Source organism: Halopseudomonas xinjiangensis (assembly GCF_900104945.1).
Lineage (GTDB): Bacteria > Pseudomonadota > Gammaproteobacteria > Pseudomonadales > Pseudomonadaceae > Halopseudomonas > Halopseudomonas xinjiangensis.
In genome coordinates, this window is the sequence record NZ_LT629736.1 from 540,687 (window position 1) to 567,233 (window position 26,547).

At 58.7% G+C, this 26,547-nt stretch carries 25 protein-coding genes; 20 read left to right on the forward strand and 5 right to left on the reverse strand.

The window, feature by feature from the left end:
• Nucleotides 1-8: 8 nt before the first annotated feature.
• Genes phnE through BLT85_RS02490 form a run of 4 tightly spaced genes read right to left on the reverse strand, consistent with a single transcriptional unit; the run spans nt 9 to nt 3,302 of the window.
• Complete coding sequence (gene phnE / locus BLT85_RS02475; protein ID WP_093391659.1) at nt 9-773, reverse strand: phosphonate ABC transporter, permease protein PhnE; 765 nt, start codon at nt 771-773, stop codon at nt 9-11.
• The gene (locus tag BLT85_RS02480; protein WP_093391660.1) at nt 770-1,609 is read right to left on the reverse strand and encodes a PhnE/PtxC family ABC transporter permease; all 840 of its coding nucleotides are present in this window, start codon (nt 1,607-1,609) and stop codon (nt 770-772) included. Before BLT85_RS02480 ends, phnE begins: the two co-directional genes overlap by 4 nt.
• Nucleotides 1,600-2,436 carry a phosphonate ABC transporter ATP-binding protein gene (locus tag BLT85_RS02485; protein WP_093391661.1) on the reverse strand — a complete coding sequence of 279 codons (837 nt, stop codon included), beginning with the start codon at nt 2,434-2,436 and terminating at the stop codon, nt 1,600-1,602. Before BLT85_RS02485 ends, BLT85_RS02480 begins: the two co-directional genes overlap by 10 nt.
• Nucleotides 2,433-3,302 (reverse strand): putative selenate ABC transporter substrate-binding protein, encoded by an 870-nt coding sequence (locus BLT85_RS02490; RefSeq protein WP_093391662.1) that lies wholly within the window; start codon nt 3,300-3,302, stop codon nt 2,433-2,435. The genes BLT85_RS02485 and BLT85_RS02490 overlap by 4 nt, the downstream gene beginning before the upstream one ends.
• A gap of 266 nt (nt 3,303-3,568) precedes the next feature.
• Between BLT85_RS02490 and BLT85_RS02495 the strand changes: the two genes are divergently transcribed.
• Complete coding sequence (locus BLT85_RS02495) at nt 3,569-4,384, forward strand: hydroxypyruvate isomerase family protein (protein ID WP_093391663.1); 816 nt, start codon at nt 3,569-3,571, stop codon at nt 4,382-4,384.
• Here BLT85_RS02495 and BLT85_RS02500 read toward each other — a convergent pair.
• Nucleotides 4,359-4,784, reverse strand: coding sequence for a PA0061/PA0062 family lipoprotein (locus tag BLT85_RS02500; RefSeq protein ID WP_093391664.1), 426 nt, complete (start codon nt 4,782-4,784; stop codon nt 4,359-4,361). The genes BLT85_RS02495 and BLT85_RS02500 overlap by 26 nt on opposite strands.
• 195 nt (nt 4,785-4,979) lie before the next feature.
• Here BLT85_RS02500 and BLT85_RS02505 point away from each other — a divergent pair, with 195 nt between their 5' ends.
• The 19 genes from BLT85_RS02505 (at nt 4,980) to fliJ (ending at nt 26,478) form a co-directional block, all read left to right on the forward strand.
• The gene (locus BLT85_RS02505; RefSeq protein ID WP_157718100.1) at nt 4,980-5,834 is read left to right on the forward strand and encodes an SDR family NAD(P)-dependent oxidoreductase; all 855 of its coding nucleotides are present in this window, start codon (nt 4,980-4,982) and stop codon (nt 5,832-5,834) included.
• A gap of 202 nt (nt 5,835-6,036) precedes the next feature.
• Nucleotides 6,037-7,182 carry a DegT/DnrJ/EryC1/StrS family aminotransferase gene (locus BLT85_RS02510; protein ID WP_093391666.1) on the forward strand — a complete coding sequence of 382 codons (1,146 nt, stop codon included), beginning with the start codon at nt 6,037-6,039 and terminating at the stop codon, nt 7,180-7,182.
• A gap of 2 nt (nt 7,183-7,184) precedes the next feature.
• Nucleotides 7,185-7,832 carry a NeuD/PglB/VioB family sugar acetyltransferase gene (locus tag BLT85_RS02515; RefSeq protein WP_231701522.1) on the forward strand — a complete coding sequence of 216 codons (648 nt, stop codon included), beginning with the start codon at nt 7,185-7,187 and terminating at the stop codon, nt 7,830-7,832.
• A 45-nt stretch (nt 7,833-7,877) separates the two neighbouring features.
• Nucleotides 7,878-11,393, forward strand: a complete 3,516-nt coding sequence (locus BLT85_RS02520; protein ID WP_093391668.1) for a glycosyltransferase — start codon at nt 7,878-7,880, stop codon at nt 11,391-11,393.
• A gap of 220 nt (nt 11,394-11,613) precedes the next feature.
• Entirely contained in the window at nt 11,614-12,813 is a 1,200-nt protein-coding gene (locus BLT85_RS02525) for a flagellin (RefSeq protein WP_093391669.1), read from the forward strand.
• Nucleotides 12,814-12,884: 71 nt separating this feature from the next.
• Nucleotides 12,885-13,289 (forward strand): flagellar protein FlaG, encoded by a 405-nt coding sequence (locus tag BLT85_RS02530; protein WP_093391670.1) that lies wholly within the window; start codon nt 12,885-12,887, stop codon nt 13,287-13,289.
• A gap of 98 nt (nt 13,290-13,387) precedes the next feature.
• The gene (gene fliD / locus BLT85_RS02535) at nt 13,388-14,818 is read left to right on the forward strand and encodes a flagellar filament capping protein FliD (protein WP_093391671.1); all 1,431 of its coding nucleotides are present in this window, start codon (nt 13,388-13,390) and stop codon (nt 14,816-14,818) included.
• Between the two features lie 2 nt (nt 14,819-14,820).
• Nucleotides 14,821-15,189 (forward strand): flagellar export chaperone FliS, encoded by a 369-nt coding sequence (gene fliS, locus BLT85_RS02540; RefSeq protein ID WP_093391672.1) that lies wholly within the window; start codon nt 14,821-14,823, stop codon nt 15,187-15,189.
• A gap of 270 nt (nt 15,190-15,459) precedes the next feature.
• On the forward strand, nt 15,460-15,837 hold the full coding sequence (gene fliS / locus BLT85_RS02545) for a flagellar export chaperone FliS (RefSeq protein ID WP_093391673.1): 378 nt from the start codon (nt 15,460-15,462) through the stop codon (nt 15,835-15,837).
• A 10-nt stretch (nt 15,838-15,847) separates the two neighbouring features.
• Nucleotides 15,848-16,144 carry a flagellar protein FliT gene (locus tag BLT85_RS02550; protein ID WP_093391674.1) on the forward strand — a complete coding sequence of 99 codons (297 nt, stop codon included), beginning with the start codon at nt 15,848-15,850 and terminating at the stop codon, nt 16,142-16,144.
• Nucleotides 16,145-16,294: 150 nt separating this feature from the next.
• Nucleotides 16,295-17,767, forward strand: a complete 1,473-nt coding sequence (locus tag BLT85_RS02555) for a sigma-54 dependent transcriptional regulator (RefSeq protein ID WP_093397312.1) — start codon at nt 16,295-16,297, stop codon at nt 17,765-17,767.
• Between the two features lie 118 nt (nt 17,768-17,885).
• Entirely contained in the window at nt 17,886-19,103 is a 1,218-nt protein-coding gene (locus tag BLT85_RS02560; RefSeq protein ID WP_093391675.1) for a sensor histidine kinase, read from the forward strand.
• Nucleotides 19,100-20,497 carry a sigma-54-dependent transcriptional regulator gene (locus tag BLT85_RS02565; protein WP_093391676.1) on the forward strand — a complete coding sequence of 466 codons (1,398 nt, stop codon included), beginning with the start codon at nt 19,100-19,102 and terminating at the stop codon, nt 20,495-20,497. The genes BLT85_RS02560 and BLT85_RS02565 overlap by 4 nt, the downstream gene beginning before the upstream one ends.
• A gap of 224 nt (nt 20,498-20,721) precedes the next feature.
• Nucleotides 20,722-21,054 carry a flagellar hook-basal body complex protein FliE gene (gene fliE / locus BLT85_RS02570; protein ID WP_093391677.1) on the forward strand — a complete coding sequence of 111 codons (333 nt, stop codon included), beginning with the start codon at nt 20,722-20,724 and terminating at the stop codon, nt 21,052-21,054.
• A gap of 52 nt (nt 21,055-21,106) precedes the next feature.
• Nucleotides 21,107-22,828: a flagellar basal-body MS-ring/collar protein FliF gene (gene fliF, locus BLT85_RS02575; RefSeq protein ID WP_093391678.1), complete on the forward strand. Its 1,722-nt coding sequence runs from the start codon at nt 21,107-21,109 to the stop codon at nt 22,826-22,828.
• Nucleotides 22,821-23,840 (forward strand): flagellar motor switch protein FliG, encoded by a 1,020-nt coding sequence (gene fliG, locus BLT85_RS02580; RefSeq protein WP_093391679.1) that lies wholly within the window; start codon nt 22,821-22,823, stop codon nt 23,838-23,840. The genes fliF and fliG overlap by 8 nt, the downstream gene beginning before the upstream one ends.
• 64 nt (nt 23,841-23,904) lie before the next feature.
• Nucleotides 23,905-24,681: a flagellar assembly protein FliH gene (fliH, locus tag BLT85_RS02585; RefSeq protein ID WP_093391680.1), complete on the forward strand. Its 777-nt coding sequence runs from the start codon at nt 23,905-23,907 to the stop codon at nt 24,679-24,681.
• Nucleotides 24,678-26,030, forward strand: coding sequence for a flagellar protein export ATPase FliI (fliI, locus tag BLT85_RS02590; RefSeq protein WP_093391681.1), 1,353 nt, complete (start codon nt 24,678-24,680; stop codon nt 26,028-26,030). Before fliH ends, fliI begins: the two co-directional genes overlap by 4 nt.
• Complete coding sequence (gene fliJ / locus BLT85_RS02595; RefSeq protein ID WP_093391682.1) at nt 26,023-26,478, forward strand: flagellar export protein FliJ; 456 nt, start codon at nt 26,023-26,025, stop codon at nt 26,476-26,478. The genes fliI and fliJ overlap by 8 nt, the downstream gene beginning before the upstream one ends.
• Nucleotides 26,479-26,547 lie beyond the last annotated feature (69 nt).

Consider the following 26,547-nt stretch of genomic DNA (forward strand, 5'->3'; position numbering starts at 1 on the left):
AGGTCAGGTCAGGCGAGTCGCGAGCGCAGCCAGCTGCTCGCGACATCGACCACGATAACCATCAACAGCATCGCCAGTATCACGCTCATGGCACGCTGCTGCTGAAACAGACTCAGCGTCACATAGAGCATCTGCCCCAGACCGCCCGCGCCGACGAAACCGAGCACCGCGGCCATGCGGATATTGTTTTCCCAGCGGTACAGACTGTACGCCACCCATTGTGGCAGCACGTTGGGTAGGGTTCCGTAGAAGAATGCCGCTACCGCCCCGGCGCCGGCGCCCCGTAGCGCTTCGGCCGGTGAGATGGGAGCGTTCTCCAGTGCTTCGGCAAAAAGCCTGCCGAGCACCCCGCTGGTATGCAGTGCAATCGCCAGGGTACCGGCGAACGGACCCAGGCCTGCCGCCAGCACCATCAGGGCGGCCCACACCAGTTCAGGCACCGATCGTAGGGCGTTGAGCAGCAATCTTGCCAGGACCTTCGCAGTCTTCCCAAGCCGTCCGGCGGCGAGCAGGCTGAGCAGTGCGCCGAACAAGGCCGCTATCAATGAACCGATCGCCGATATCGCCAGGGTTTCCAGCGCGCCGTGACCAATCTGGGCAAGCCATGCGGGAGCGGTTTCCGGCGGAAAGAAACCACCTACGTAGGAGAACATGTGACCGCCGCTCTCGGAGCTGAACAGCGAAGCCAGCTCCAGATCGAGATAGCGAAACGAAGCGAGCAGGGCGCCAAGGATGGCCAGGATCCAGGCGAGCCCTTCGAGACGGCGGATCATGCCAGCCTCTGGCGCAGCAGTGAGCTGAGCTGATCGGCGAATAACACCAGAATGAGAAAGGTCGCCAGGATCGTCGCTACCTCGCCACCGGCAAACATGCGAATGGACAGATCGATCATCTGGCCCAACCCGCCAGCGCCGACAAACCCCATAACCACCGAGGCGCGGATGGCGCATTCCCAGCGGTAGAGCGTGTAGGAGGTAAGCTCTTGTGCCGCGCTTGGCAGCAAGCCATAGAAAAACGCAGCCAAACGCGAACTGCCCACATGCAATAATGCCTGCGCAGGGCGCTGATCGACCGACTCGTAGATTTCCGCATAGACCTTGCCCAGCATGCCGCTGTACGTGATGGCGATGGCCAGCACGCCGGCAGTCGGCCCCAGGCCGACCGCACGAACGAACAGTAGCGCCCAGACCAGTTCAGGCACGCTGCGCAGCACGATCATCAGCAACCGCGCTGCGTAGCGAATCGATCGCCCCATCCATCCATGCTGCCTGCCAATAACGCCCGATATCGACAGTGCTCGTGTCGCGATCAGGCTCAACGGCACCGCCGCAATCAATGCCAGGGCCAGGCCTGCCGTCGCCATGGCCAGCGTTTGTAAGGTCGCTACCCACAGCAGGCCGAGAAAATCGTGGGAAACCTCTGGCGGCCAGAAGCCGTTCAGGAAAGCGCCGATGGTGGAAAGATTGCGCGAATCGAACAGTGCCGGGAGATCGAACTCGGTTACCACCAGCCCAGGCCAGAGCAGCACGAGGGCCAACGCGGTCATCAACAAGCGGGATAGCGCGGCCGGATCGCGTCGGGCGACCGGCGGGTCAGATATCACAGGCATCTTGGTGCCGCAGACCTGACTGAAAAATGCGGCGGATCAGCCTGGGTGCGCAGGTCGCTTGATTGACGCTCATCGGCGACATCGATGTTGGCGTTGGCGTACAGCGCTTGCAGATCCGCTTCGGTGACGTCCGACGCCGGGCAGTCGAAAACCACTGCACCACTGCGCAAGCCCACGACGCGCGGGAAATGACGCAGCGCCAGATCGACCGCGTGCAAGCTGGCAACTAGCGTGGCGCCGCGCTCCGCCGCCAACCGGTTCAACAGACCAAGCGTGTGGTCAGCCAGGTTGGGATCCATCGCCGATACCGGTTCGTCCGCCAGGATCAGTTCCGCCTGCTGATAGAGCACGCGGGCAATGCCGACCCGCTGCAGCTGGCCGCCAGAGAGCTGGTCGCAGCGCTCGAACAGCTTGTCGTCCAGATCAAGAAGCCTGAGGGTGGCGCGTACCCCGGCGATATCCAGCGGATAGCACAGCGAAGCCAGTGCGCGCAGTGTCGACCATTGGCCAAGCCGACCAGCTGAAACGGCAGTGACGACTCGCTGGCGCGCCGGGAGAGGAGGGCTCTGGTGAATTAAGCCGATGCGCGAGCGCAAGCGTTTCAGCTGAGACCCAGACAGTATTACCGGTTCATCGCCAAACACGCGAAGGGTGCCGGTAGACGCCGGCAGGCTGCTTCCCATCACGCGCAGCAGGCTGGTCTTGCCCGCTCCGGACGGGCCGATTACCGCAACGCGCTCGCCGGCCTTGATGCATAAGTCGATGCCGTGCAACACCGGCTTGCCGCCGGGATGAGCAGCTCCCACCCCGTCGAAGCGAATGCTCACTGCAGCAGCCCGGCCGATCGGGCAGCCTGCTCGATGCCTTTGTAGTTTTCCGGGCTGGTCTCGATAAAGCGGCTGGCGCGTTGAAGATCGAGAATCGCCTTGTGTTCGGGGTTGGACGGGTCGAGCTTGAGAAACGCCTGTTCGATGCGCTCGGCCAGTTCAGGATCGAGGTCGCCGCGCACGGTCCAGTTGTAATCGTAGTAGGTCGGGGTGGTGGCGTAGGCGTGCACCTTGTCTGTGTCCACCTTGCCTTCTTCGATTAGCTTGTTCCACACCGACGAGTTCAATGCGCCGCCGTCCACCCGACCGGAGGCAACCCAGGCGACGGTGGCGTCGTGGGCATTGGAGAAGGCCACCCGGCCGAAGAAGGCGTCGACATCGATGTCGGCCTGCTGCAGAAAATAACGTGGCATCAGGTGGCCCGAGGTGGACGATACCGAGCCAAAGGCAAAGCTTTTGCCTTTGAGATCAGCATGTTCGTCAACGTCAGGGTTCGAGGCGATAAAGGTGCTGGTGAAAGCTGCATCCTGCTCACGTTGGACCAGCGGAATTGCGTCGCCGGTGCGCAGCCGTGCCTGAACGAAGGTGAACCCGCCCAGCCAGGCCAGATCCAGCCGGCCGGCATCGAGCGCTTCGACCACCCCGGCGTAGTCCGACACCGGCTGGAAGCGAACCTCCATGCCGAGTTCGTTTTCCAGATACTTGCCGAGTGGCTCGAACTTGCGTTGCAGTTCGGTAGGTGCTTCGTCGGGGATGGCGGATACGCGCAGCACGGACTGCTCGGCAGCATGGGCGTAAGGCAAAGCAGCGGCAACAGACAGGCAGCACCCGGCCATGACGGCCAGGGGACGTTTAAGCTTCGACATGTCATTTCTCCGGTTCAATAGCGGAAGACTCCCGACCGGGTGTCGAAGCCGGCCGGGGCGTGGCGCAAGTGTACTGAAAAGCGCGAGCCAGGCAAGGCGCGATGGCTATGCCAACCCCGCCGCCGCGAGTCGCGCCGCCCACCGGGCTATCGGATACCGCTGCTCTACTCATTGTGGAAGCGGCGACTCGCCGCGATAGCGTCTCCCAGCCCGCACAGACGGGTGAGCTTTTGCTAATCTGCTCCAGCCCACACTTGGAGGTGAACATGTCCTGGCTACTGGCTGCCAACCTGTCATTGCTTTTCACCGAACAACCCTTGCCGGGCCGCATTGCTGCTGCGGCCGGTGCAGGATTCGATGGCGTGGAGATTCAGTTTCCTTACGAAATAGAACCGCAGCATCTGACCAGGCTGCTTGCCGATAGCGCCATGCCGCTGGCGCTGATCAACCTGCCAGCAGGGGATATGATGACGGGCGGCCCCGGCCTGGCGAGCGTGCCGGCTCGCGCCAGTGAATTCCACCAGGCACTTCAAGCAGCGCTACGCTATGCCGAGCGCGTCCGTCCGCAGCGCGTCAATATCCTGCCGGGTCGGCTGGCCGAAGGCATCGAGCCGGAAGCTGCAATCGATACCCTTGTCGATAATCTCCAGATAGCCTGCTCGGCATTCGAGTCGCTTGGCATTGGTGTCACCTTCGAAGCGATCAACCGGCACGACATGCCGGGCTTTCTGATTGCCACGCCAGCCGAACAACGTCAGGTCATCGAGCGAGTCGCCCACGCCAATCTTTCAGCGCAGCTCGACTTTTATCACATGGCGCGCATGGACATTCCACCGGCCCAGGCAATCCGGGAATTGGTCGGTTCGATTGGTCATGTGCAGTTTGCTGATGTGCCCGGCCGGGGCATGCCGGGAAGCGGTGGGCTCGACTTCGCCGCAGCTTTCCGGGCGCTGGATGAAGCCGGTTACCAAGGATGGTTGGCCGCAGAATACCGGGCTGCGGGCATGACCTCTTCCGATCTCGGCTGGATCGAGCATTGGCGCGCCCAGCACTGGATCAGAACCCCGGCGTGCAACGAATAGTCTGGGCACTGGTGAGCTTTTCGCCCCGGCTACTTTTCAGCGAGCCGACGCTCTGCCAGCCGAGACGCTCTGCACTGAACACATAGGTTTCGCCTGGTTGGAACTGGTCGTAGGTCAGGCCGAGGATGCAGGTGCGATACTGCGGCTCGCCCATGGTGCCGCCACCTCCGGCGCCACCGGGCATCTCGTAGCGGAAGCGCACCTGCAATTCATGGGTGCCGGGTCGCAGATCGGGAAAGTGAATGCCATCGACCAGTTCACCGTCGAGTCGATAAGCAGACAGCTGATCCATCGGCGCGGTGTCAAACTCGACTCGCGCACGATCGTCCGGTAACGGCGGCTGCGGCTGTTGTGCACAGCCCGCAGTCATCAATGCACACAGCGCGATAAGCTTACGCATCATCTCTCCAGCCCTGTTTATCGTCTTCACACTGTAGCGAAAACCAGCGACTAACGCTGGATGCCATAAGCCGGGCTACTGAATGTCGATCACTTCCACTCATTAGGCTGGCACGCGCCGAAGATCGTCGGCATCCTATTCATCATAATTATGATCATTGGAGCTCTGAATCACCGGGGCGCAGAGGAGATGGCGATGCAAGCGTTGAATGGCAAGGTTGCGGTTATTACGGGCGGCGGCAGTGGACTGGGTCGCGAACTGGCGCTGAGCTGCGCCGCGCGCGCGATGAAGCTGGTGCTGGGCGACGTCGACGAGAAGGGCATGCAGGAAACTGTGCGCCTGGTCGAAGAAGCACACGCAGGCACCGAGTCGGCCACCATGCGCCTGGACGTCTCCAAGCTCGAACAGATGCAGCAATTCGCCGACCTTGCCAAGAGCCGTTTCGGCGCCGCGCATGTCATCTTCAATAACGCTGGTGTGAGCGTCGGCGGACCGGCATGGGAAAACACCCCGCATGACTGGGAGTGGGTCATGGGTGTGAACCTGTATGGCGTGGTCTGGGGCGTCAAGGTCTTCACCCCGATGCTGATCGAGCAGAACGAAGGCCACATCGTCAACACCGCGTCGGCTGCCGGTTGGCTGAACGGGCCGAACATGGCGATCTACAACGTCTCCAAGCATGCGGTCGTTGCGCTGTCCGAAACGCTGGCGCTGGATCTGCGTGACATCAACGCTAACGTAGGCGTTACCTGCCTGTGCCCGGCCTTCTTCCCTACCGGCATCCACGAATCCGCCCGCAACCGCCCGGCAGACAAAGCTCAGACCATCACCCCAAGCGAGACCGCCCTAAAGCGCGCCGAGCTGACCAAGCAGGCGGTACAGAAGGGCAAGATCCAGGCGACCGACATCGCCGAGATGACGCTCAAGGCCGTGGAAGAAGACCAGTTCTACGTCTTCCCGCATCGCAAGATCAAGCAACTGATCGGGTTGCGTGCACAGGCGGCGGCGGACGAGAAAAAGGCCTTTGATTCGTTGAATCCGGTGCAGTGAAGTAGGTTTGTGCTTGAATCTGCTGGTACATCGGGAAAGTAAGCGGCGTCGGGAATCCGACGTCGTGGGAAATGTAGCCAAACGGCAATGAGGGAAATCGGAATATAAACAACGGCTAGGCTGGCGTGGCGCAGATTTTGCTTAGGTGTGCGTAGATGAGCGGAATATCAATTCGCTGACCCGTACGGTGGAGCTTAGCAACATGCCAAAAATTCTTACAGTAACCAGCCCTTCATTGCCTCCGCTTGAGGAGTACCTGCCGTATCTGGAAAAGATATGGGCGAGCCGAACGCTAACCAACGGCGGACCTTTTCACCAGGAATTGGAATCGGCGCTAGCGGAGCTACTAGGGGTCGAGCATCTTAGTCTGTTCACCAACGGCACAGTTGCATTGGTGACAGCTTTGCAAGCGCTCCGAGTCACCGGCGAGGTCATCACCACTCCTTATTCCTTTGTGGCAACATCTCATTCGCTGCTTTGGAACGGACTAAAGCCAGTCTTTGTCGATATAGACCCAAAAACCTTCAATATAGACCCTGCTCTGATAGAGCAAGCGATCACGCCAGCTACCACGGCCATTTTGCCAGTTCATTGTTACGGGATCCCTTGCGACGTCATCGCGATTCAGAAAATCGCCGACATCTACGGTATCAAGGTAATCTATGATGCGGCGCATGCGTTCGGAGTGAAACTTCATGGGCGATCGATACTAAATTTCGGGGACCTATCTGTGATGAGTTTTCACGCTACGAAGGTCTTCAATACTTTTGAGGGTGGGGCAATCATATGCCAGGACCGAAAGACCAAAGAACGTATCGATTACTTGAAGAATTTTGGATTCGCTGATGAAGTCACGGTAGTAGCTCCAGGTATCAATGGAAAGATGAACGAAATGCAGGCGGCCCTTGGATTAGTTCAGCTATCGAGGGTGAGCGAACAGATGCGCGCTCGAGAAGCGATTTACAAGCGGTATTGCGAGGCGTTTGAAGGAGTGCCTGGGTTGTCGGTCGCCGCTGTGCCGGAAGGTGTTGAATGGAATTGGTCGTACTACCCATTATTGATCGATTCAGACATGTTCGGAGCGAGTCGGGACGATGTTTACGAGCGTTTGAAAGCGCAAGGAGTTTATGCTCGCCGGTACTTCTTTCCATTGATCAGTGAGTTTCCTATGTATCGAGGTTGTGTCGGTGCGTCCGAATGCGCTAACGCATATGAGGCTTCTAGGAAAATTATCTGCTTACCTATGTATCCTCATCTGGAAGAGTCGGATCAGACGGAAGTTATCCGGGCGCTGCTAACTATCGCCAAGGGAGCCCACTCCTATCTCAGCATGATCGGCGAGGAATAATCATGGAACGGTTCGCCATTATCGGTGCTGGGGGGTTTGGACGAGAGGTTATGTGCTATGCAGAATCTATGCTTAGCGGGCAATACGAGGGCAATTTTGAAACGATTTTCGCGCTAGAAGGCCGCCCGGATCCTAGCGTCTTGCATGGATATAAGGTTGTAGATTTGCAAGACATAATTTCGGGGAAAGCCGACATTAGCGCTTTCAGCATCGCCATTGCTGATGGTGTGGCTCGGGAACGTATCGCCGGTGTCTTGGAAGAAAGCGGAATCAAGCCATTTTCGGTTATATCAACTACCTCTTTAGTCTTCGAGAGGGCTTCTTTAGGCCGTGGAGCAATAGTCTCCCCGTATTCTATAGTTTCTCCTGACACGAGAATTGGTGAATACGTTCACTTGAACTATCACTCTTACGTCGCCCATGACTGTGTCATCGGTAATTATGTAACCTTCGCGCCAGGCGTTAAATGTAACGGGGGCGTAGTGGTTGAGGATCATGCATATATCGGAACTGGCGCGATGATTAAGAATAGTGCTTCTGTTGCGATCACCATCGGAAAGGGGGCTACTGTTGGAATGGGGGCAGTGGTTACCAAGAGCGTGCCTGCCGGGAGCGTGGTGATAGGCAATCCAGCACGCGTCATTCGTTGATTTAAAATTTTTTCACACATGCATATGCCTTCTATTGAGGTGTCAATGAAGCTTCCCCTGGTCAGCATTGTAATCCCGGCATTCAAGTCAAAGTTCATCCGCCAAGCAATAGAGAGTGCGACCAGCCAGGATTATCCGAATTTAGAAATAATCGTCTGTGATGACTGTCATACTGACGAGATAAACGAGGTGATACAAGGTCTATCTACCTCTATCCCTGTGCTTTATGAAAAAAACAAGATTAATCTCGGTGAGCGGTATAATCTTGCTAAAGCTGTTCGTCTTTCGAGCGGAAAGTATATCAAGTTTCTATACGATGATGATGTCTTGGAAACTAATTGCATCTCCGCTCTCGTCGAAGTTGCAGAGAGCGATGCGGGCATATCGCTTGTGTCGTCTCGGAGACGTTTGATTGACGAAGCAGGGCGTTTTCTGCCGGACATTCCTGCAACCAGCTACCCTTTCGACTCGAGCGTAAGGATAGACGGCTCTTCATGCATCACGAATCTCGCTCGACGGCCGATAAACTATATCGGTGAACCGAGTTCCGTTCTATGTCGGCGCGAAGATATACTACAGATTGGCCCTGACCCAATGTCACTCGACGGAACTCCCATCGATTGGATCGGCGATTTGGCCATGTACGTCAATCTGCTGCATCGCGGTGACCTCGCGCTTCTGGCGGAGCCGTTAAGTCGATTTCGTATTTCGACGCTCCAGTTTAGCAATGATGCGAGACTCGATAAGGATATCGCGAACCAAGACTATGCCGAATTCACCGAGGCGATCAACCGCTTGCAGTGGAGCGACCGCCAGTCAGATGGACGTCTCTTGCTTGTCGCTCCTCTTGATCTGGGCGCCCCTGCTTACCGGCGCATTAATTTGGAAAAGTCGATCCGCGACGCTTATCTGTTGCGTCCCGCCGATATCAACGCTTGGCTGGCTGCTAGAACTCTTACTCCCATACAACGAGAATTGGTCGAGCGTAGAGCGAACGAAGATCGAGAACTGAGCGAAATTCTCTTCTTTCTTCTCGTCGATGATACAACCGAAAAAGAAGCGATAGATACGACGCTCAGTAGCCTCGCCGAGTTTGAATACCAGCAATACTTAACTATAGAGAAGATAAGCGCATCTTCCGCCAGAATCGAGAAGCCAAATTTCCTTGAAAAAGTCGGTGAAGTCCTGTCCAGGCATGCTTCGGCTTGGGTGGGATTTGTTCGCCCAGGTGAAATATTTTTGCCTAGCGGTCTCCTCATGGCCATTTCAAGCCTGAAGGGGGCGGACTCGTGCTGGGCCGTGTCAATGGACGAGGTATATCGACTGGCGAATGGCGAAACTGGAGGTGCGTTCCGTCCTGCTTTCAATCTCGATTACCTACTTAGCTTCCCATCCGGCAATTCGAGGCATTGGCTCTTCAATTCAGCCAAGCTTCGCGAATCGATCGTCGAGTGTGTCACTTCCAGTGAATGGTTTGAGCTGGAGGTACTGCTCCGCATGGCGGAGCTCGGTGGTCTCGATGTCTTTGGTCACATTTCGGAACCGCTCACCATAAGCGATGCGCCGGTTTTAGAGGATACGGGTGAAGTGCATGAAATTTTGAGCAGCCACCTTGCTCGCAGAGGTTATTGTGACGCGCGCGTTCTCTGTGACAGGCCTGGTCGATACAAGATTGTATATCCCCACGGTTTCGAGCCAATGGTCTCGATTATCATACCAACGCGTAATCAGCTTCCTATGTTGCAGCGATGTGTCGAAACCCTGTTGGAAGAGACCGAATATTCGCGCTATGAAATATTGATCGTCGACAATCGTAGCGACGATCCGGATGCTTTGGCATGGCTGGAAGGCGTTAGCAAGTTAGATGAGAGCAAGATACGTGTCGTCCGATACCCTGAAGAGTTCAATTTTTCGGCGATTAATAACATGGCGGTTTCGCAGGCCAGGGGCGAATACTTGGTGCTGTTAAACAATGACACGGCAATAATCAGCAAGACATGGCTCAAGGAGATGATCAACCACGCGCTGCGACCCGAAGTTGGTATCGTCGGGTCTAAATTGCTTTTTCCTGACGGTAGCATCCAGCACGCCGGGGTCATCCTTGGTCTGGGCGGCCCCGCGGAACACCCTTTCATTGGCGAGGCGTCCGATGCGCCGGGTTATATGCACAGACTGCAGGTTACCCAGAACTATACTGCGCTGACGGCGGCATGCCTGATGATTCGGAAGTCGGTGTATGTCAGCGTAGGGGGAATGGACGAAACCGCGTTTAAAGTGTCGTACAACGATGTCGATCTGTGCTTGAAGGTCCGGCAGGCGGGCTATTTGCTGGTATGGAGTCCTCATTCGGTCGTGCTCCACGAGGGCAGTGTGAGCCAGACCCACGTGGACCAAAGTAAGCAAAGAGAGAAAAGAGCGCGGTTTGTTGCGGAACAAGACGCCATGTATTCGAAATGGTTGCCGGTCTTGGCGAGAGACCCCGCTTATAACCGCAATCTTTCGCTGGTGAAGCCAGGCGGTTTCAAGCTGGCAGATACTTCAATTTCATGGCGACCTCTCGACTCTTGGCGTCCGCTTCCTGTCCTGTTGGCGCATCCGGCGGATCTGTACGGCTGCGGTCATTATCGAGTAATTCAGCCGTTCGATGCGCTTCGGGACAAAGGTATTGTGGATGGTGCGTTGTCTGTCGGGCTGATGCATGTTGCGGACCTCGAGCGATACGACCCTGACGTGGTCTTACTGCAGCGACAGATCGGATCCGACCGGCTTGAGGCTCTGCGTCGCATGAAGGCATTTTCTCGTGCGTTCAAGGTGTACGAGCTTGATGATTACCTTCCCGGTCTTCCTCTCAAGAGTGCACACCGGCAGCACATGCCCAAGGACGTGCTTCGCTCAATAAAGCGAGGATTGTCATACGTTGATCGGTTCGTCGTTTCGACTTCCGCGCTAGCCGATGTGTTCGCGGCTGATCATCCCAGTATTCACGTCGTGGAGAATAGGCTGGATCCAGTTTGGTGGGGTTCCTTGCCTGAAGCTACCCGCCGACAGTCTGGAAAACCAAGAATTGGTTGGGCAGGCGGTGCGAGCCACACGGGGGATCTAGAGTTGGTTTATGACGTCGTGAAGGATTTGTCGGAAGAGGTCGATTGGGTATTTTTCGGTATGTGCCCCGATAAACTGAGGCCCCACGTTCACGAATTTCACGCTGGAGTACCGATAGCGCAATACCCGTCCAAACTGGCGAGTCTAGATCTCGATTTGGCCATCGCTCCGGTGGAACAAAATCTCTTCAACGAGTGCAAAAGCAATTTACGGTTGCTGGAGTACGGCATCTGTGGGTTTCCGGTGGTGTGTTCTGATGTCCGTTGTTATCAAGGGCAGCTCCCGGTGACCCGGGTAAAGAACCGATACCGCGACTGGGTTGACGCGATCCGCCAGCATCTGGCTGATCCGGAGGCTTCCGAGCAAGCTGGTAGACGTCTTCAAGCTGCGGTGCGGCGTGACTGGATGCTCGACGAAGACGCCATCGCTCTTTGGAAGAAAGCTTGGCTGCAACACTGAGTTCAAGTTTTTTGGAACGAGGCCGACATGATGTTTGGTCGGCCTCGAAAGGCGCTGTGTGATGCGCCGGCTTCGGAGTCAAGGGAAATAAAAAAATTCCTAAAGCTTTGACGAACGGCGTCGATACAGTAACTGAATGCGAACTCAATGGGTGCCTGGGCAAGTCCGGCCCTGGGGTCGCGGCTCAGGCAAACATAACCAGGTCTACGAGGTACTTACCATGGCCCTTACAGTAAACACGAACGTAGCTTCACTGAACGCCCAGCGTAACCTGGGTGCCTCTTCTTCAAATCTGCAGACTTCCTTGCAGCGTCTGTCTTCCGGTTCGCAGATCAACAGCGCCAAGGACGATGCGGCCGGCCTGCAGATCTCCAATCGTCTGACCAGCCAGATCAACGGTCTGGGGGTAGCGACCAAGAACGCCAACGACGGCATCTCCATTGCGCAAACCGCGGAAGGCGCTCTTCAGGAATCTACCAATATCCTGCAGCGTATGCGTGACCTGTCCCTCCAGTCGGCCAACGGCTCAAACGGCGAAGGCGAGCGGAAAGCTCTTAACTCCGAAGTCGCCGAGCTGAAGAAAGAGCTGGACCGCATTTCTAACACCACTGCGTTCGGTGGCAAAAAGTTGTTTGATGGAAGTTTTGGTACAGAAACGTTCCAGGTAGGTAGCGCGGCTAACGAAGCGATCAGCGTTAAACTAAATGAAGTAAGCACTAAGGAGCTGAAGAGCGATTCGATCAGCAGCGGTACGATCGCTCAACAAGGTGCGGCTACTGCCTCTGGTGTGGTGGCAGTAGAGTTTACGGTCGCCTCGGGCAGCGCAGACGGCACCGACCGGGTTTTCAAAATCAGCGCAGAGTACGCGTCCGGCGCCACTGCTACTGAGCAAACCCAGCTTTTGGCTAGCACGATCAACGATGCGAACATTGGTGTCGGTGCATTTGTCAACGACAGCGGCGCTATCGAATTGATCACCGACCGTAAGATGGGTACTGCTGCCGATGAACTGTCGATGACCTTTGCCACGGGCGCTACTGCTACCGCCGCGGAGACTGCCGCAAGCAGTGCCACTGATCAAACCTTCTCGAAGGTTACTACTGGCAACAGCGTGAAAGACATTGACATTACTAGTGCCAAAGGTGCCCAGGAAGCGGTATATATCATCGACGAAGCGATGAAGTCGATCGATTCGCAGCGTGCAAGCCTCGGCTCGGTACAGAACCGCTTTGAGTCGACCATCAGCAACCTGCAGAACATCTCGGAGAACGCGTCTTCTGCTCGTAGCGCGATCAAGGACACCGATTACGCTGCTGAATCGGCCAAGCTGACCAAGAACCAGATCATGCAACAGGCTGGTACTGCAATGCTGTCCCAGGCGAACCAGTTGCCGCAGGCTGTCCTTAGCCTCCTGGGCTAAGTCGGGAAGTGGTAACAGTGCGGAGAGAGGGGTGACCTTCTCTCCGCTTTTTCCTATGCGAGGTTAGTACCATGGAAATGGGCACACCCAAACCGTTGCAACTCAGCCGTACCAGCGTAAGCGCGGTATCGGTCGAGGCGGGCCTCAGCAGCCGTCCAATATCGCGGCAAGCCGATGCGGCGATGATCAACTCGTCGATCGCGCCTATTGCTACGCAGTCACCTGATGCTGTTCAGCAGTCCGCGGAAGTGAACAGAAACGCACTGGATACCGCAGTGACCGACATCCAGGATTTTGTGCAATCCGTCAGTCGCAATATCGATTTTCAGATCGACGACTCCAGCGGACGCGTGGTCATCAACGTGACCGAGCGATCCAGCGGGGACGTGATCAGACAAATTCCTTCGGAAGAGGCCCTTCGCCTGGCCGAAAATCTCTCACAGATACGTAGCGTGTTGTTCGAGGCGGAAGCGTAGGCTTCCTGGCCGGTTAAGCTGGCACGTAACTTGCCTGATGACCGGGAGACGCTGTGCGGATTCACAATCCGTCAACTTTTGGTCGGAAGGACACAAATATGGCTATTACAGGTATCGGTTCGGGGCTTGATATTCAGGGCATGGTAGCCGCCCTGGTCAACGCTGAAGCAGCGCCGAAAACCGCTCAGCTCAATCGTCTTGAAAAGGCGACGACAACCAAATTTTCTGCGCTCGGGCAGTTTCGTAGCGCGCTCTCTGATTTCCAGAAAACGGTCAAAGACTTGAATAGCGCATCGCTGTTCGAGAAGCGCACGGCTACGTCTGGTAAGACGGATATTTTCACGGTTTCCGCGGACACTAAGGCGGTTGCGGGAAGTTACAGCGTGCAAGTTTATAGTCTGGCGCAGTCGAGCAAGGTCGCGCTACAAGGGTTCACCGATCCTACCTCGTCGCTTGGCGCGGGTGAGCTCGAAATCAGCTTCGGTGGTGATGCTCCGCTCAAGATCAATGTGACCGACGAGGCGAGCGGCCTCGCCGGAATTCGGGATGCGATAAACGCGGCTGGCAAGGAAAAAGGCTTGTCCGCGACGATTGTGAACGATCCCAGTGGGGCAGGTGGCGCCAGGCTTGTGCTGAGTTCAACTAAGTCTGGAGTCGGCAATGATATCTCGGTTGCAGTGTCGAGAGGCGGAGCCGAGCTTCAGAAGCTTGCCTTCCCGCCGCCGGCTTTCGATACCACCGATCCGCTTGCGCCGAAGGTCATAACCCAGGCCGCCGATGCCAAGTTCGCCATAGACGGCATTCAGATGAGCAGCAAAAGCAACGCCGTCGCGGATGCGATTGACGGCGTCACGCTGACACTGAAGGGTGCACAGCCCCAAGAAGAGCTCGACAACGCCAATACGATCAGCCTCACGGTGGGCGAGGACCGCGCCGGAGTGAAAACGTCCTTGAAAAGCTTTGTGGATGGTTACAACAAGCTGATGACCACGGTCGGTTCGCTTACGAAAGTCACCGCTGTCGGCGGTGATAGCGGGCAGCCACTCACCGGTGGTCTGGTAGGCGACGCGTCGGTTCGCTCGTTCATGACCGGCATTCGCGGAGATCTGGGTAACCCGGTTGGTTCGGGGGGACTCAAGATACTGTCTGATCTGGGTATTAGCACCCAGCGGGACGGGACACTGAAAATTGATGATACCAAGCTCGACAAGGTCCTCGCTGATAACTTTGGCCAGCTAAGCAGCTTTCTTACCGGCGACGGTGGGTTGATGGCAAAGCTGGAGAAGACTCTTGAGCCATATACCAAGTCTGATGGCATCATTGATAGTCGTACCAAAGGGCTCCAAAACACTCTCGACAGCGTCGATGATCAGCGTGAGGCGTTAACGCGTCGCGTTGGCAAACTGGAGACACGTCTGCTCGATCAATTCAACCGGATGGATACGCTCATTGGACAGATGTCCGGAACCAGCGATTATCTCGCGGGTGTTCTGGGTAGCCTCCCTGGTGTCGTAAAACAGAGTAAGTAAATATGACCAGCCCCATCGACACCTACAAACAAGTCAACATCAGCCAGGAAGTCTCGCAATACCGCGCCGTGCAATTATTGCTTAACGGCGCTATCGAACGTCTGAAGCTGGCGCGTCATGCCCAGGCCACCGGAAACCCGGAGCGTCGAGGCGCGGCCGTCGGTAGCACCGTCAGCATCATCGGTGCGTTGCAAGGCTCGCTGGATATGGAGCTGGGCGGCGAAATTTCGCAGAACCTCGACGCATTGTACGACTACATGCTGCGTAAGCTTGCTGGGGTGGCGCTGGACGATACTCCACGCTCGCTGGAGGAAGTGCAGAGTTTGCTGGAAGAAATCAAGGAAGCCTGGGACGCGATCGAGCCGAAGTGAGGGGTAGAGGGCGGAAAGGTCGTGCCGGGTCGGTCTTCCCACAAAGGCGGAGTACCGCGCATAGCCATGGGAGGCGCGACCCGCGGCGACCGGACTGATCAGATCACGCCGAACCCGGGCGTCCTGCGGAGATGTCGCGGCGGGTCGACCCTCTCACTGAGTCTCGCCGGTCATGAGCTTTCAATTGTTCGCTTCTGCATAATTCCCCTCAAGTTTTACCGCGGTGGCCGATATATAGGGTATGTGCAACACACCCAGGGACACAGCGCCATGAACGCCTACGCAATGAAGCAGTATCAGACTGTCAACGTCCATGCCCAGGTCAGCGAGGCGAATCCTCATCGCCTGATTCAGATGTTGTTCGAAGGTGGACTGCAGCGGCTGGCGCAGGCGAAAGGCGCGATGCAGCACGGCAACCTTGCGCTGAAAGGCGAGCTGGTTGGCAAGGCGGTGGGCATCATCAATGGATTGCGCGATGGGCTCGACCTGCAGAAGGGTGGCGAACTGTCCGCCAATCTGGATAATCTCTACGCGTACATGATTCAACGGCTCAGCCAGGCGAATCTTAAGAACGACCCGGCGATGATCGACGAAGTGGCCGGCCTGTTGCGTGAAATCAAGGAAGGCTGGGATACCATCCAGGCCTGAGGAAAGCGTCATGGCACATGCTGTTGAGCAGTTGGAGCAGACCCATCGAGCCTTGATCGTCGCGGTTCAGGCCGGCGATTGGGAACAGGTTGGTGAACTCGACGTACTCTGCCGCGATCTGGTCGGGCGGGCGATGCAGAATCCCGAGCGCGACGAGCAGGCATTGGCCGAAGCATTGACCTCGCTGTCGGACACCTACCGGGAAGTGATCGGGCTGTGCCAGGCAGTGCAGGGCAAGCTGGCCGAAGAGCTGCACGGAATTCAGCGCAGCAAGGAAAGCGCCAAGGTCTACCAGATGTTCAGCTGAGCCGGTTTCGGATGGATGGCAGGAATTCATGCGCCAACTATTTGACTCCCGCTCCGAATCTGGCTACCTTTGACAAAATATTAAAAGGCAATGGCGTTGCGCTATCACGCGTTCGACCTGCCCGTCTGTCAACAGGACGCCGCACTGCTTATGCTGCCAAACTCTCATATCTTGTTAATCGAAGATTGCCCGGAAAATCGGCGCAATATTCAGGTCATTCTCGATTTCCTCGGCGAAGACGCCATCATCACCACTTCGGACTCCTGGACTTCTGCCGTTGAGGCACAGGTTGAAGGTTCCGAAGCGGTAAAGTGCGTTCTGTTAGGCCGTTGCGAGCACAGCATGGGCCTGCCCGGATTGCTGGCCCAGCTGGACAAGTGGGACGATGCGATGCCGGTGATCTCCTGCGATGCGGGCGATCCTTCCGCCTGGCCTGAGCACGTTCGGCAGCGACTGCTCGCGATCCTGCCGCCGCCGCTTAGCTACAATCAGCTTATCGATGCCTTGCATCGCGCTCAGGTGTATCGCGAGATCTATAGCGAACGCGCCCGCCGTGGTAGCCAGCGCGAGCCCAACCTGTTCCGCAGCCTCGTAGGTACGAGCCGCAGCGTACAGGCTGTCCGCATGATGATGCAGCAGGTCGCCGATACCGAAGCCACCGTACTGATCCTGGGCGAGTCGGGGACCGGCAAGGAAGTGGTTGCGCGGAATCTGCATTATCACTCCCGTCGCAAGGATGCCCCGTTCGTACCGGTCAACTGCGGCGCGATTCCTGCCGAGCTGCTCGAGAGTGAGTTGTTCGGACACGAAAAGGGTGCGTTCACCGGCGCCATCACCACCCGGGCCGGTCGCTTCGAGCTGGCCCAGGGCGGCACGCTCTTCCTCGACGAAATCGGCGACATGCCGTTGCCGATGCAGGTCAAGCTGCTGCGAGTTTTGCAGGAGCGCACCTTCGAGCGGGTGGGCAGTAACAAGGTGCAGACCGCAGATGTGCGCGTCATCGCCGCGACGCACAAGAATCTGGAAGACATGATCGAACGAGGCAGCTTCCGCGAGGACCTGTTTTACCGCCTGAACGTGTTCCCCATCGAGATGCCTGCTCTGCGTGAGCGTATCGAGGACCTGCCGCTGCTGCTCAACGAGCTGATCACGCGGCTGGAGAAGGAAAAGCGCGGCTCGATCCGGTTTTCCACATCAGCGATCCTTTCGCTCTGCCAGCACGAATGGCCCGGCAACGTCCGCGAATTGGCCAACCTTGTCGAGCGGATGGCGATCATGCATCCGCATGGCGTGATCGGCGTGAACGAGCTTCCGCGCAAATTTCGCTATGTCGAGGATGATCACGAAGACCTCCGCTCGCAGCGGGAAGATGATGATGATGAGCGGGGCGAGGCCTTCAACGGTTTGGTCGGGCTGAACAGCCCGGCATTCCTGCCGCCGGAAGGTCTGGATCTGAAGGAGTATCTTGGCGGGCTGGAACAGACGCTGATCCAGCAGGCGTTGGACGAGTCGGCCGGTGTCGTCGCACGCGCTGCAGAGCGTTTGCAAATTCGGCGAACCACCTTGGTGGAAAAGATGCGCAAGTACGGTATCAACCGCGGCGTAGAGATGTCAGAAGACTGACGCGCGAAGCGGAGACGTCTTGCTATTCAAATGTAAGCCATTGAAACACAAGCAAAGCTGATCCGTGGCACAACGCTTGCTAAGTATCCCCTGAAGAGGTTTTTTCAGGGGATTTTTCATGTCGGTCACAGCTCACAACCTGCCGCAGGCAACCAGCGAACTCGCGCAGGCCAGCGAAGCTACCGATGATCAGGAGCGCGCCCGGCTGGAGCGGGCGTACGAGCAGTTCAGTCGCGTATCCGGTCAGCTCTCCGCCTCCTATGCGTTGCTCGAAGAGCAGGTCGCCTCACTCAAGTCGCAGCTCGCGGATGTCAGTCAACAGCGTACCCGTGAACTGGCAGAAAAAGCGCGTCTGGCGGGGCGGCTGCAGAATCTTCTCGATCTTCTGCCTGGTGGCGTCGTGGTCATGGATGGTCGCGGCGTCGTCCGCGAGGCGAACCCGGCCGCACGTGAGCTGCTCGGGGAGCCTCTCGAAGGAATGCTCTGGCGGGATCTGATTCGTGACCGCTTTGCCCCCCGTGAAGACGATTATCACGAGGTATCGCTGCGCAGCGGTCGCCGCGTGTCGATGGCTACGCGTTCGCTGGTTGGCGAGCCAGGCCAGCTGATCCTGTTGACCGATCTGACCGAGACACGCGCGCTTCAGAGTCAGCTAGCGAGGCACGAACGGCTTTCTGCCCTGGGCCGCATGGTCGCTTCCCTCGCTCATCAGATCCGTACACCGCTGTCCACTGCCATGCTCTACGCGAGTCATCTCACTGATCCGACACTGGCCGAAGAGAACCGCACGCGCTTCAGCGCCAGGCTGAAGGGTCGGCTGGAAAGCATCGAGCAACAGGTCCGTGACATGCTGATCTTTGCCAGAGGCGACCTTCCGATCAATGACAGCGTTAAGGTCGGAGACTGGTTCGCGCTGCTCCGGCAGCAGGCCGAGCCTTTGATCGAGCAGGGCGGAGCACGCTGCATCTGGCAAGACCGGTGCCCACCCGGGTACAAGCTCCGATGCAATACCGAGACGCTCATCGGAGCGATAACCAATCTGATAGACAACGCCATCCAGGCTGGCGGGAGCCATGCCCGCCTCAAGGTTAGCCTGCGCCTGATTAGCGGCCAGCTGAGCATCTGCATCGTCGATGCCGGTCGAGGCATGACGCCAGCGCAATTGTCCCGGATTGGTGAGCCTTTCTTCACCACCCGTGCGCAGGGCACCGGGCTTGGCGTATCCGTTGTGAAAGCGGTGGCGCACGCGCACGGCGGCTCGTTCTACATGCGCAGCAAGGCCAATTGGGGCACCTGTGCCGAGCTGTTGCTGCCGCTCAGAGAGGCCCAGGCATGACCGTGAAGCTCGCACGCATCCTGCTGGTGGAAGATGATCGTGATCTACGTGAAGCCCTGTCGGACACCCTTTCCCTGGGCGGACACGCACACATCGAAGCGCCGGATGCCGAAACCGCGCTCAAATTGCTGCAGCGCGAACCGGTGTCGCTAGTGGTCAGTGACGTGAATATGCCTGGCATGGACGGCCATATGCTGCTGCGGCAGGTGCGTGAACATCATCCGCACATCCCGGTGTTGCTGATGACGGCGTATGGAACGGTGCAGCAGGCGGTGACGGCGATGCGTGACGGTGCCGTGGATTATCTGGTCAAGCCGTTCGAGCCCCGCGCCCTGCTCGACCTCGTTGCCCAGCACAGCCAGGGCCGCCTGCCCTCGCCTGCGGGGGAGGGGCCGGTGGCAGTGGAGCCGACAAGCCAGCAGCTTTTGCAACTGGCCGCACGCGTCGCTGCCAGCGAATCGACGGTGTTGATCTCCGGTGAGTCGGGTACCGGGAAAGAGGTGCTTGCGCGCTACATTCATCAGCACTCGGCGCGTTCCGCCCAGCCGTTCATCGCCATCAACTGCGCAGCGATTCCGGACAACATGCTGGAAGCCACACTGTTTGGCCATGAAAAGGGTGCGTTCACCGGGGCGGTAGCCGCGCAGCCGGGCAAGTTCGAGCAGGCCAATGGCGGCACCATACTGCTCGACGAGATTTCCGAAATGCCCCTTGGCCTGCAGGCCAAACTGCTTCGGGTCTTGCAGGAGCGAGAGGTCGAACGGGTAGGGGGGCGCAAGCTGATCGAGCTGGACATCCGCGTTATTGCTACCACCAACCGCGATCTGCTGGCCGAGGTCTCTGCCGGGCGGTTCCGTGAAGATCTTTACTATCGTCTCGGCGTGTTTCCGTTGCAATGGCAGGCGCTGCGTATGCGGACCGGCGATATTTTGCCGATTGCCGAACGTCTGCTCGACAAGCACAGCCGCAAGATGAACCAGCCCAGGCCGCGGCTGGCTCCTGATGCGCAGCAGGCGCTGACCGCGCATGCCTGGCCCGGAAACGTTCGCGAACTGGATAACGCCGTTCAGCGTGCGTTGATCCTGCAACAGGGCGGGGTGATCCACGCGCAGGACCTGTGCCTGAGCACAGCGCCCGGTGCCGCCATTTTTCCGACAGTCGCGCCGCCCGAGCCGTCAGTGCTTGCCGCTGCGGCAGTGCCGGAGGTAGCGGAGGTACGCTCCGGCAGTCTCGGCGCCGGTGTGAAACAGCGCGAATATCAATTGATCATGGATGTGCTGCGGGCCGAGCAGGGCCGCCGCAAGGAGGCGGCCGAACGCCTTGGCATCAGCCCGCGCACGCTGCGCTACAAACTCGCGCAGATGCGGGATGCTGGATACCCTGTCGAAGCCTAAGCGCTCGTACCGCTCACAGCAGAGCAGGCACCTCCCCACAGAAAACAAACCGGCGTTGCCTGGGCCGCATGCCGTCTCGCGACGGCCGGTTCATGGGCAACGCGGGACACCACTTCGGCACCGGATAATCATCCCTCGGCAAGCCGGCAAATCTGGCACCAATCTTGCTCTGGTCATTGCAAAGCTGAATTTGCCGTCAAATTTTCTACGGCTTGGAGATAGCGATGACTCAGGGTGTTGAATTCAATCGTCTGATGCTGCAAATGCGCACCATGCAAATGGAAGCCATGAGCAAGCCGCAGGCGCCTGCCCAGATCGACAGGAACGTCAACGAGTCGGCTTTCGGCGACATGCTTTCGCAGGCGGTCAATCGCGTCAACGAACTACAGAAAACCACTAGCGATCTGCAGACCGGTTATGAGCGCGGCGAGCCTGGCATCGACCTCACCGAAGTGATGATCGCCTCGCAGAAATCCAGCGTGGCATTTCAGGCTGCGACTCAGGTCCGCAACAAGTTGATCACCGCGTACGAAGACATCATGAAGATGCCGATCTGAGCGCTCATTCGACCCGCATTCTTACTGCTCGCTTGTTTGACCGAGGATAATCATGGAAGCCACCCCCAACACCCCAGCCACTCGCGGCGCGCCGGCTGTCGAAACCGAGCGGAAGCCGCTGCTGGGCCTGAGCTTTCTGGAAAACCTGTCGCAACTGCCGCTGCTGCGCCAGTTCGGTCTGCTGATCGGACTTGCCGCCAGCGTGGCGATCGGTTTCGCCGTGGTGTTGTGGTCTCAGCAGCCGGACTACCGTCCGTTGTACGGCAGCATGGAAAATTACGACGCTGCGCAGGTCGTCGATATCCTCCAACAGGCGCGCATCGAATATAAGGTCGAGCCCAATAGCGGTGCGCTGCTGGTGCGTACCGAGCATCTGGCGGATGCCCGTTTGCGTCTGGCCAGCGCCGGCGTGACCCAGCGTGACGCCAACCTCGGTTTCGAGATTCTCGACCGTGAACAGGGGCTCGGCTCGAGCCAGTTCATGGAGACCACGCGCTATCGTCGCGGCCTGGAAGGTGAGTTGGCGCGGACCATTTCCAGCCTGAACAACATCAAGGGCGCTCGCGTTCACATCGCCATGCCGCGCACCACCGTGTTCGTGCGTGACGACCGCAAGCCAAGTGCCTCGGTACTGTTGGAAATGTACGCAGGTCGCGGCATCGAACCTGCTCAGGTCATGGCGATCGTCAATCTCGTGGCCACCAGTGTGCCGGAGCTGTCCAAGGATCAGGTGACCGTTGTTGATCAGAATGGCAACCTGCTGTCGGACCAGGCCGAGCTCAGCGAGCTGACCATCGCCGGTCGCCAGTTCGACCATACCCGTCGTTTGGAAGACACCTATACCCGCCGCGTGCACAACATCCTGCAGCCGGTGCTGGGCACTGGCCGTTACAAGGCCGAAGTGTCCGCGGACGTGGACTTCAGCGCCATCGAATCGACCGCCGAAACCTTCAGTCCCGAATCGGCCGTACGCAGTGAGCAGGTGCTTAGCGAGCAGCGTGCGACCGGGCAGGGTCCTCAGGGCGTGCCTGGCGCGCTGGCCAATCAGCCGCCTGGCGCGGTGCAGGTGCCCGAGCAGGTCGTCGATCCCGAAACCGGTGAACCGATTGCCGCGCCGCAGCCGCGCGACGTCCGCGAGCAGAGCACTCGCAATTACGAGCTCGATCGTCAGATCAGCTACACCCGCCAGCAGCAGGGCCGGTTGCGTCGGCTTTCCGTCGCTGTGGTCGTCGACGATCCGGTCCAGGTGAATGCGGAAACCGGTGAATCCACCCGTGTGCCCCTGAGCGAAGCCGAGATCGCCCGCCTGACCCGTCTGGTCCAGGATGCTGTGGGATACGATGCCAGCCGCGGCGATAGCGTCAGTGTGATCAACAGTGCCTTCGTGGCGCAGAGCGTCGCCGAAGAATTGCCGGAGATACCGTTCTGGTCGCAACCCTGGTTCTGGGACATCGCCAAACAGTTCCTCGGTATACTTTTCGTCCTGATACTGGTTTTCGGCGTGCTGCGTCCGGTGCTCAAGAACCTCACTACCAGCAGCAAGCCGATGACGGCCGGCGCGGGCTACCCGGCGGAGCTCGACGATATTGGCGGCATCGGCGACGATCTGCGCGAAGACCGCGTTAGTCTATCCGGCCCGGTAGGCGCTCCGGTGATGTTGCCCGCTCCGGGCGCGGGCTATGAACAGCAACTAAATGCGATCAAAGGTCTTCTGGCAGAAGACCCAGGCCGTGTCGCCCAGGTAGTCAAAGAGTGGATCAACGACGATGAATGAAGAAGCCAAACGCCCGCAGAAGCTTTCCAAGCTCGACAAGGCGGCCATCTTCCTGCTCAGTCTGGGTGAGTCCGACGCCGCGGCGCTTCTCAAGCACATGGGGCCGAAGGAAGTACAGCGAGTGGGCAGCGCCATGGCAGGCCTGCGCACCGTGCAGCGCGAGCAGGTTCAACAGGTCATGGGTGACTTCATCGAGGTGGTCGGTGAACAGACCGGCCTGGGCGTGGGTGCGGACAATTACATTCGAAAGATGCTCACCCAGGCGCTGGGCGAGGACAAGGCGAGCAACCTGGTCGATCGTATTCTGCTCGGCGGCAGTACCTCGGGCCTGGACAGCCTGAAGTGGATGGAGCCACGCGCGGTGGCCGACGTAATTCGTTACGAGCATCCGCAGATCCAGGCGATCGTCGTGGCCTACCTCGACCCGGACATGGCGGCCGAGGTCATCGGTTACTTCGATCACAAGGTGCGCCTCGACGTGCTGCTGCGAGTGGCCTCGCTCAACACCGTACAGCCGTCGGCACTCAAGGAGCTCAACGAGATTCTGGAAAAGCAGTTTGCCGGCAACTCGAACACCATTCGCGCAAATATGGGCGGTGTGAAGCGCACTGCCGATATCATGAACTTCCTCGAAACCACGACCGAATCGCAGCTGATCGAGGCGATTCGCGAGATCGACGAGGATCTCTCGACCAAGATCGAAGACCTCATGTTCGTCTTCGACAACCTGGCCGATGTCGACGACCGCGGTATTCAGGCACTGCTGCGCGAAGTATCCTCCGAGGTGCTCATTGTCGCGCTCAAGGGCGCAGACGAGACCATCAAGGACAAGATCTTCCGCAACATGTCCAAGCGTGCTTCCGAGCTGCTGCAGGACGACCTTGAAGCCAAGGGGCCGGTGCGCATCAGCGAAGTGGAAGCGGCGCAGAAAGAGATTCTTACCATCGCGCGGCGCATGGCCGACGCCGGCGAGATTGTCCTCGGTGGCAAGGGCGGCGAGGAAATGATCTGAGGCCCGCGCCCATTCGCTCCGCCCACGCGGGGCGCCTGTTCCCATCATACCGAGGTCCTCTCGCATGGCCGACAAACCCGACAGCGAACTGATCCGTGGCGCAAGCCCGACCGCCTACGCCTTGTGGAACCTGCCCAGCTTCGACGCCGAGCCGCTGCAGGTGCCGCTGGAAACAGCGGAGCCGGACGCTGCGGACGAGACGGTGATCGAACTTCCCGAAGAGGTGGAAGAAGCACCCAAGCCGTTCACGGTTGAAGAGCTCGAGCAGATCCGCGAGGAAGCGTACAACGAGGGCTTTGCTGCGGGCGAGCGTGACGGTTTCCATTCGGGGCAGATCAAGGGGCAGCAGGAGGCCAAGACTCGCCTGGACGTTCGTCTCGGTGAAATCGAAGCCCTGATGAGCCAACTGATGGAACCCATGCACGAGCAGGACGAGCAGATTGAAGATATGTTGCTCAAGCTCGTCGAAACCATGGTTCGTCAGGTCATCCAGCGCGAACTGCTGACCGACTCCAGCCAGATTGTCCGTGTGCTGCGCGGCGCGCTCAAGGCGTTGCCGATGGGCGCCGGCAATATCCGCATCTACCTCAATCCGGCCGACTTCGAGGCGGTGAAGGCGCTGCGAGAGCGGCACGAGGAAAGCTGGCGCCTGCTCGAGGACGACGCGCTACTGCCCGGTGGCTGTCGCGTCGAAACCGAACATAGCCAGGTGGATGCCACGCTTGAGACGCGGCTGGCGCAGATCATCGAGCAGCTATTCGAGGAGCGCCGGGAGCAGCGCGCTCACCCGCCCGAGCCTGATATGACGCTCGTGGCAACGCCCGGCCCGAACAATCCATGACTTCGCCGGAGCGCGTCAGCTTTGCCAAACGCCTTTCACGCTACCCCGGCGCGCTGAAACTGGCGGACGAACCGGTCGTCGAGGGTCGGCTGATCCGCATGGTCGGATTGACGCTCGAGGCTGAAGGGTGCAAGGCGCCGGTCGGCAGCCGTTGTCTGGTGATCAGTGAAACGCCGGCGGGCCAGAGCCAGATCGAAGCCGAGGTGATGGGTTTTGCCGGGAGCAAGATCTACTTGATGCCGGTCGACAGTCTGCAGGGCGTGCAGCCCGGTGCACGGGTCGTGCCGTCGGCTGGCGGCGGCAAGCTGCCGATGGGATTCAGCATGCTTGGCCGCGTCGTGGACGGTATCGGCCGGCCACTGGATGGCAAGGGCATGTTTAAGGCCGACGACTGGGTCGACCTGAACGGTCCGGTGATCAATCCGCTCAAGCGTCACCCCATCGAGGACACGCTGGATGTGGGTATTTGCGCGATCAACAGCCTGCTGACCGTGGGCCGCGGCCAGCGCCTGGGCCTGTTCGCCGGCAGCGGCGTGGGTAAGTCCATGTTGCTCGGCATGATGACGCGCTTTACCGACGCGGATATCACCATTGTCGGTCTGGTTGGCGAACGTGGGCGCGAGGTGAAGGAGTTCATCGAGCAGATCCTTGGCGAGAAGGGCATGGCCCGCTCGGTGGTGGTGGCGTCGCCCGCAGACGATGCGCCGCTGATGCGCCTGCGTGCCGCCATGTATTGCACGCGTATCGCTGAATACTTCCGTGATCAGGGCAAGAACGTGCTGCTGCTCATGGATTCGTTGACCCGCTTCGCCCAGGCGCAGCGCGAAATTGCCTTGGCGATCGGCGAACCTCCAGCGACCAAGGGCTATCCGCCTTCGGTATTCGCCAAATTGCCGGCACTGGTGGAGCGGGCTGGCAATGCCGAGCAGGGCGGCGGCTCGATCACTGCGTTCTATACCGTCCTGTCCGAGGGCGACGATCAGCAGGATCCGATCGCCGATGCCTCCCGGGCGATTCTTGACGGCCACGTCGTGCTCTCCCGACGACTGGCGGAGGAAGGGCATTATCCGGCCATCGACATTGAAGCTTCGATCAGCCGCGCGATGCCGCAGATCGTCAGCCAGGAGTATCTGCAAAAGGCGCAGCTGTTCAAGCAGATGTACGCACGCTACCAGCAAAGCCGCGATCTGATCAGCGTTGGGGCCTACTCGGCCGGCTCCGACCCGCTCACGGACAGAGCCATCCACAAGATGCCTTCCATGCAGAGCTTTCTGCGCCAGAATCTGCACACCAGCGTACCCCTACCTGATAGCCAGGCCGCGCTTGAAAAGCTGGTAAGCAATGAGTGAAAGCCGGATCCGCCGCCTTGCGCCAGTCGTGGAGATGGCCGTCGATGAGGAGCGCAAGGCTGCGGCCCGCCTGGGCGAAAGCCAGAAGCAGGTCGAGGATGCCAGGACGCGCCTGCGCGATCTCGAATTTTATTGCAGCGAATACGAGAAGGGCTGGACCCAGCGCGGCAGCCAGGGTGTCGGCCGCGACTGGCTGCTGAATTACCAGCGATTCATGGCGCAGATGCAAACCGCCATTGAGCAGCAGACGCAGACCGTCAAGTGGCACGAGACCAGCCTGGACAAGGTGCGCGAGCAATGGCGGCAGCGCTACCAGCGTGTCGAGGCGCTGCGCAAGCTGATCGAGCGCTATCAGCAGGAAGCGCGGACCCGAGCCGACCGTCAGGAGCAGAAATTGCTCGATGAATTGTCACAGCGCGCATTCGACTCTCGTCGTAGCAACTCCTGACAGCTTCGACAGGCTGTGCTACAAACTAATGAACAACCGCGCTTTTCCGATGCCAGCTCAGGAGTCTTC

Excerpts from the sequence above, each read along its gene's own strand:
- phnE (WP_093391659.1), bottom strand. The coding sequence starts at position 773 with ATGATCCGCCGTCTCGAAGGGCTCGCCTGGATCCTGGCCATCCTTGGC.
- BLT85_RS02480 (WP_093391660.1), bottom strand. The coding sequence starts at position 1,609 with ATGCCTGTGATATCTGACCCGCCGGTCGCCCGACGCGATCCGGCCGCG.
- BLT85_RS02490 (WP_093391662.1), bottom strand. The coding sequence starts at position 3,302 with ATGTCGAAGCTTAAACGTCCCCTGGCCGTCATGGCCGGGTGCTGCCTG.
- BLT85_RS02495 (WP_093391663.1), top strand. The coding sequence starts at position 3,569 with ATGTCCTGGCTACTGGCTGCCAACCTGTCATTGCTTTTCACCGAACAA.
- BLT85_RS02500 (WP_093391664.1), bottom strand. The coding sequence starts at position 4,784 with ATGCGTAAGCTTATCGCGCTGTGTGCATTGATGACTGCGGGCTGTGCA.
- BLT85_RS02505 (WP_157718100.1), top strand. The coding sequence starts at position 4,980 with ATGCAAGCGTTGAATGGCAAGGTTGCGGTTATTACGGGCGGCGGCAGT.
- BLT85_RS02510 (WP_093391666.1), top strand. The coding sequence starts at position 6,037 with ATGCCAAAAATTCTTACAGTAACCAGCCCTTCATTGCCTCCGCTTGAG.
- BLT85_RS02515 (WP_231701522.1), top strand. The coding sequence starts at position 7,185 with ATGGAACGGTTCGCCATTATCGGTGCTGGGGGGTTTGGACGAGAGGTT.
- BLT85_RS02520 (WP_093391668.1), top strand. The coding sequence starts at position 7,878 with ATGAAGCTTCCCCTGGTCAGCATTGTAATCCCGGCATTCAAGTCAAAG.
- BLT85_RS02525 (WP_093391669.1), top strand. The coding sequence starts at position 11,614 with ATGGCCCTTACAGTAAACACGAACGTAGCTTCACTGAACGCCCAGCGT.
- BLT85_RS02530 (WP_093391670.1), top strand. The coding sequence starts at position 12,885 with ATGGAAATGGGCACACCCAAACCGTTGCAACTCAGCCGTACCAGCGTA.
- fliD (WP_093391671.1), top strand. The coding sequence starts at position 13,388 with ATGGCTATTACAGGTATCGGTTCGGGGCTTGATATTCAGGGCATGGTA.
- fliS (WP_093391672.1), top strand. The coding sequence starts at position 14,821 with ATGACCAGCCCCATCGACACCTACAAACAAGTCAACATCAGCCAGGAA.
- fliS (WP_093391673.1), top strand. The coding sequence starts at position 15,460 with ATGAACGCCTACGCAATGAAGCAGTATCAGACTGTCAACGTCCATGCC.
- BLT85_RS02550 (WP_093391674.1), top strand. The coding sequence starts at position 15,848 with ATGGCACATGCTGTTGAGCAGTTGGAGCAGACCCATCGAGCCTTGATC.
- BLT85_RS02555 (WP_093397312.1), top strand. The coding sequence starts at position 16,295 with ATGCTGCCAAACTCTCATATCTTGTTAATCGAAGATTGCCCGGAAAAT.
- BLT85_RS02560 (WP_093391675.1), top strand. The coding sequence starts at position 17,886 with ATGTCGGTCACAGCTCACAACCTGCCGCAGGCAACCAGCGAACTCGCG.
- BLT85_RS02565 (WP_093391676.1), top strand. The coding sequence starts at position 19,100 with ATGACCGTGAAGCTCGCACGCATCCTGCTGGTGGAAGATGATCGTGAT.
- fliE (WP_093391677.1), top strand. The coding sequence starts at position 20,722 with ATGACTCAGGGTGTTGAATTCAATCGTCTGATGCTGCAAATGCGCACC.
- fliF (WP_093391678.1), top strand. The coding sequence starts at position 21,107 with ATGGAAGCCACCCCCAACACCCCAGCCACTCGCGGCGCGCCGGCTGTC.
- fliG (WP_093391679.1), top strand. The coding sequence starts at position 22,821 with ATGAATGAAGAAGCCAAACGCCCGCAGAAGCTTTCCAAGCTCGACAAG.
- fliH (WP_093391680.1), top strand. The coding sequence starts at position 23,905 with ATGGCCGACAAACCCGACAGCGAACTGATCCGTGGCGCAAGCCCGACC.
- fliI (WP_093391681.1), top strand. The coding sequence starts at position 24,678 with ATGACTTCGCCGGAGCGCGTCAGCTTTGCCAAACGCCTTTCACGCTAC.
- fliJ (WP_093391682.1), top strand. The coding sequence starts at position 26,023 with ATGAGTGAAAGCCGGATCCGCCGCCTTGCGCCAGTCGTGGAGATGGCC.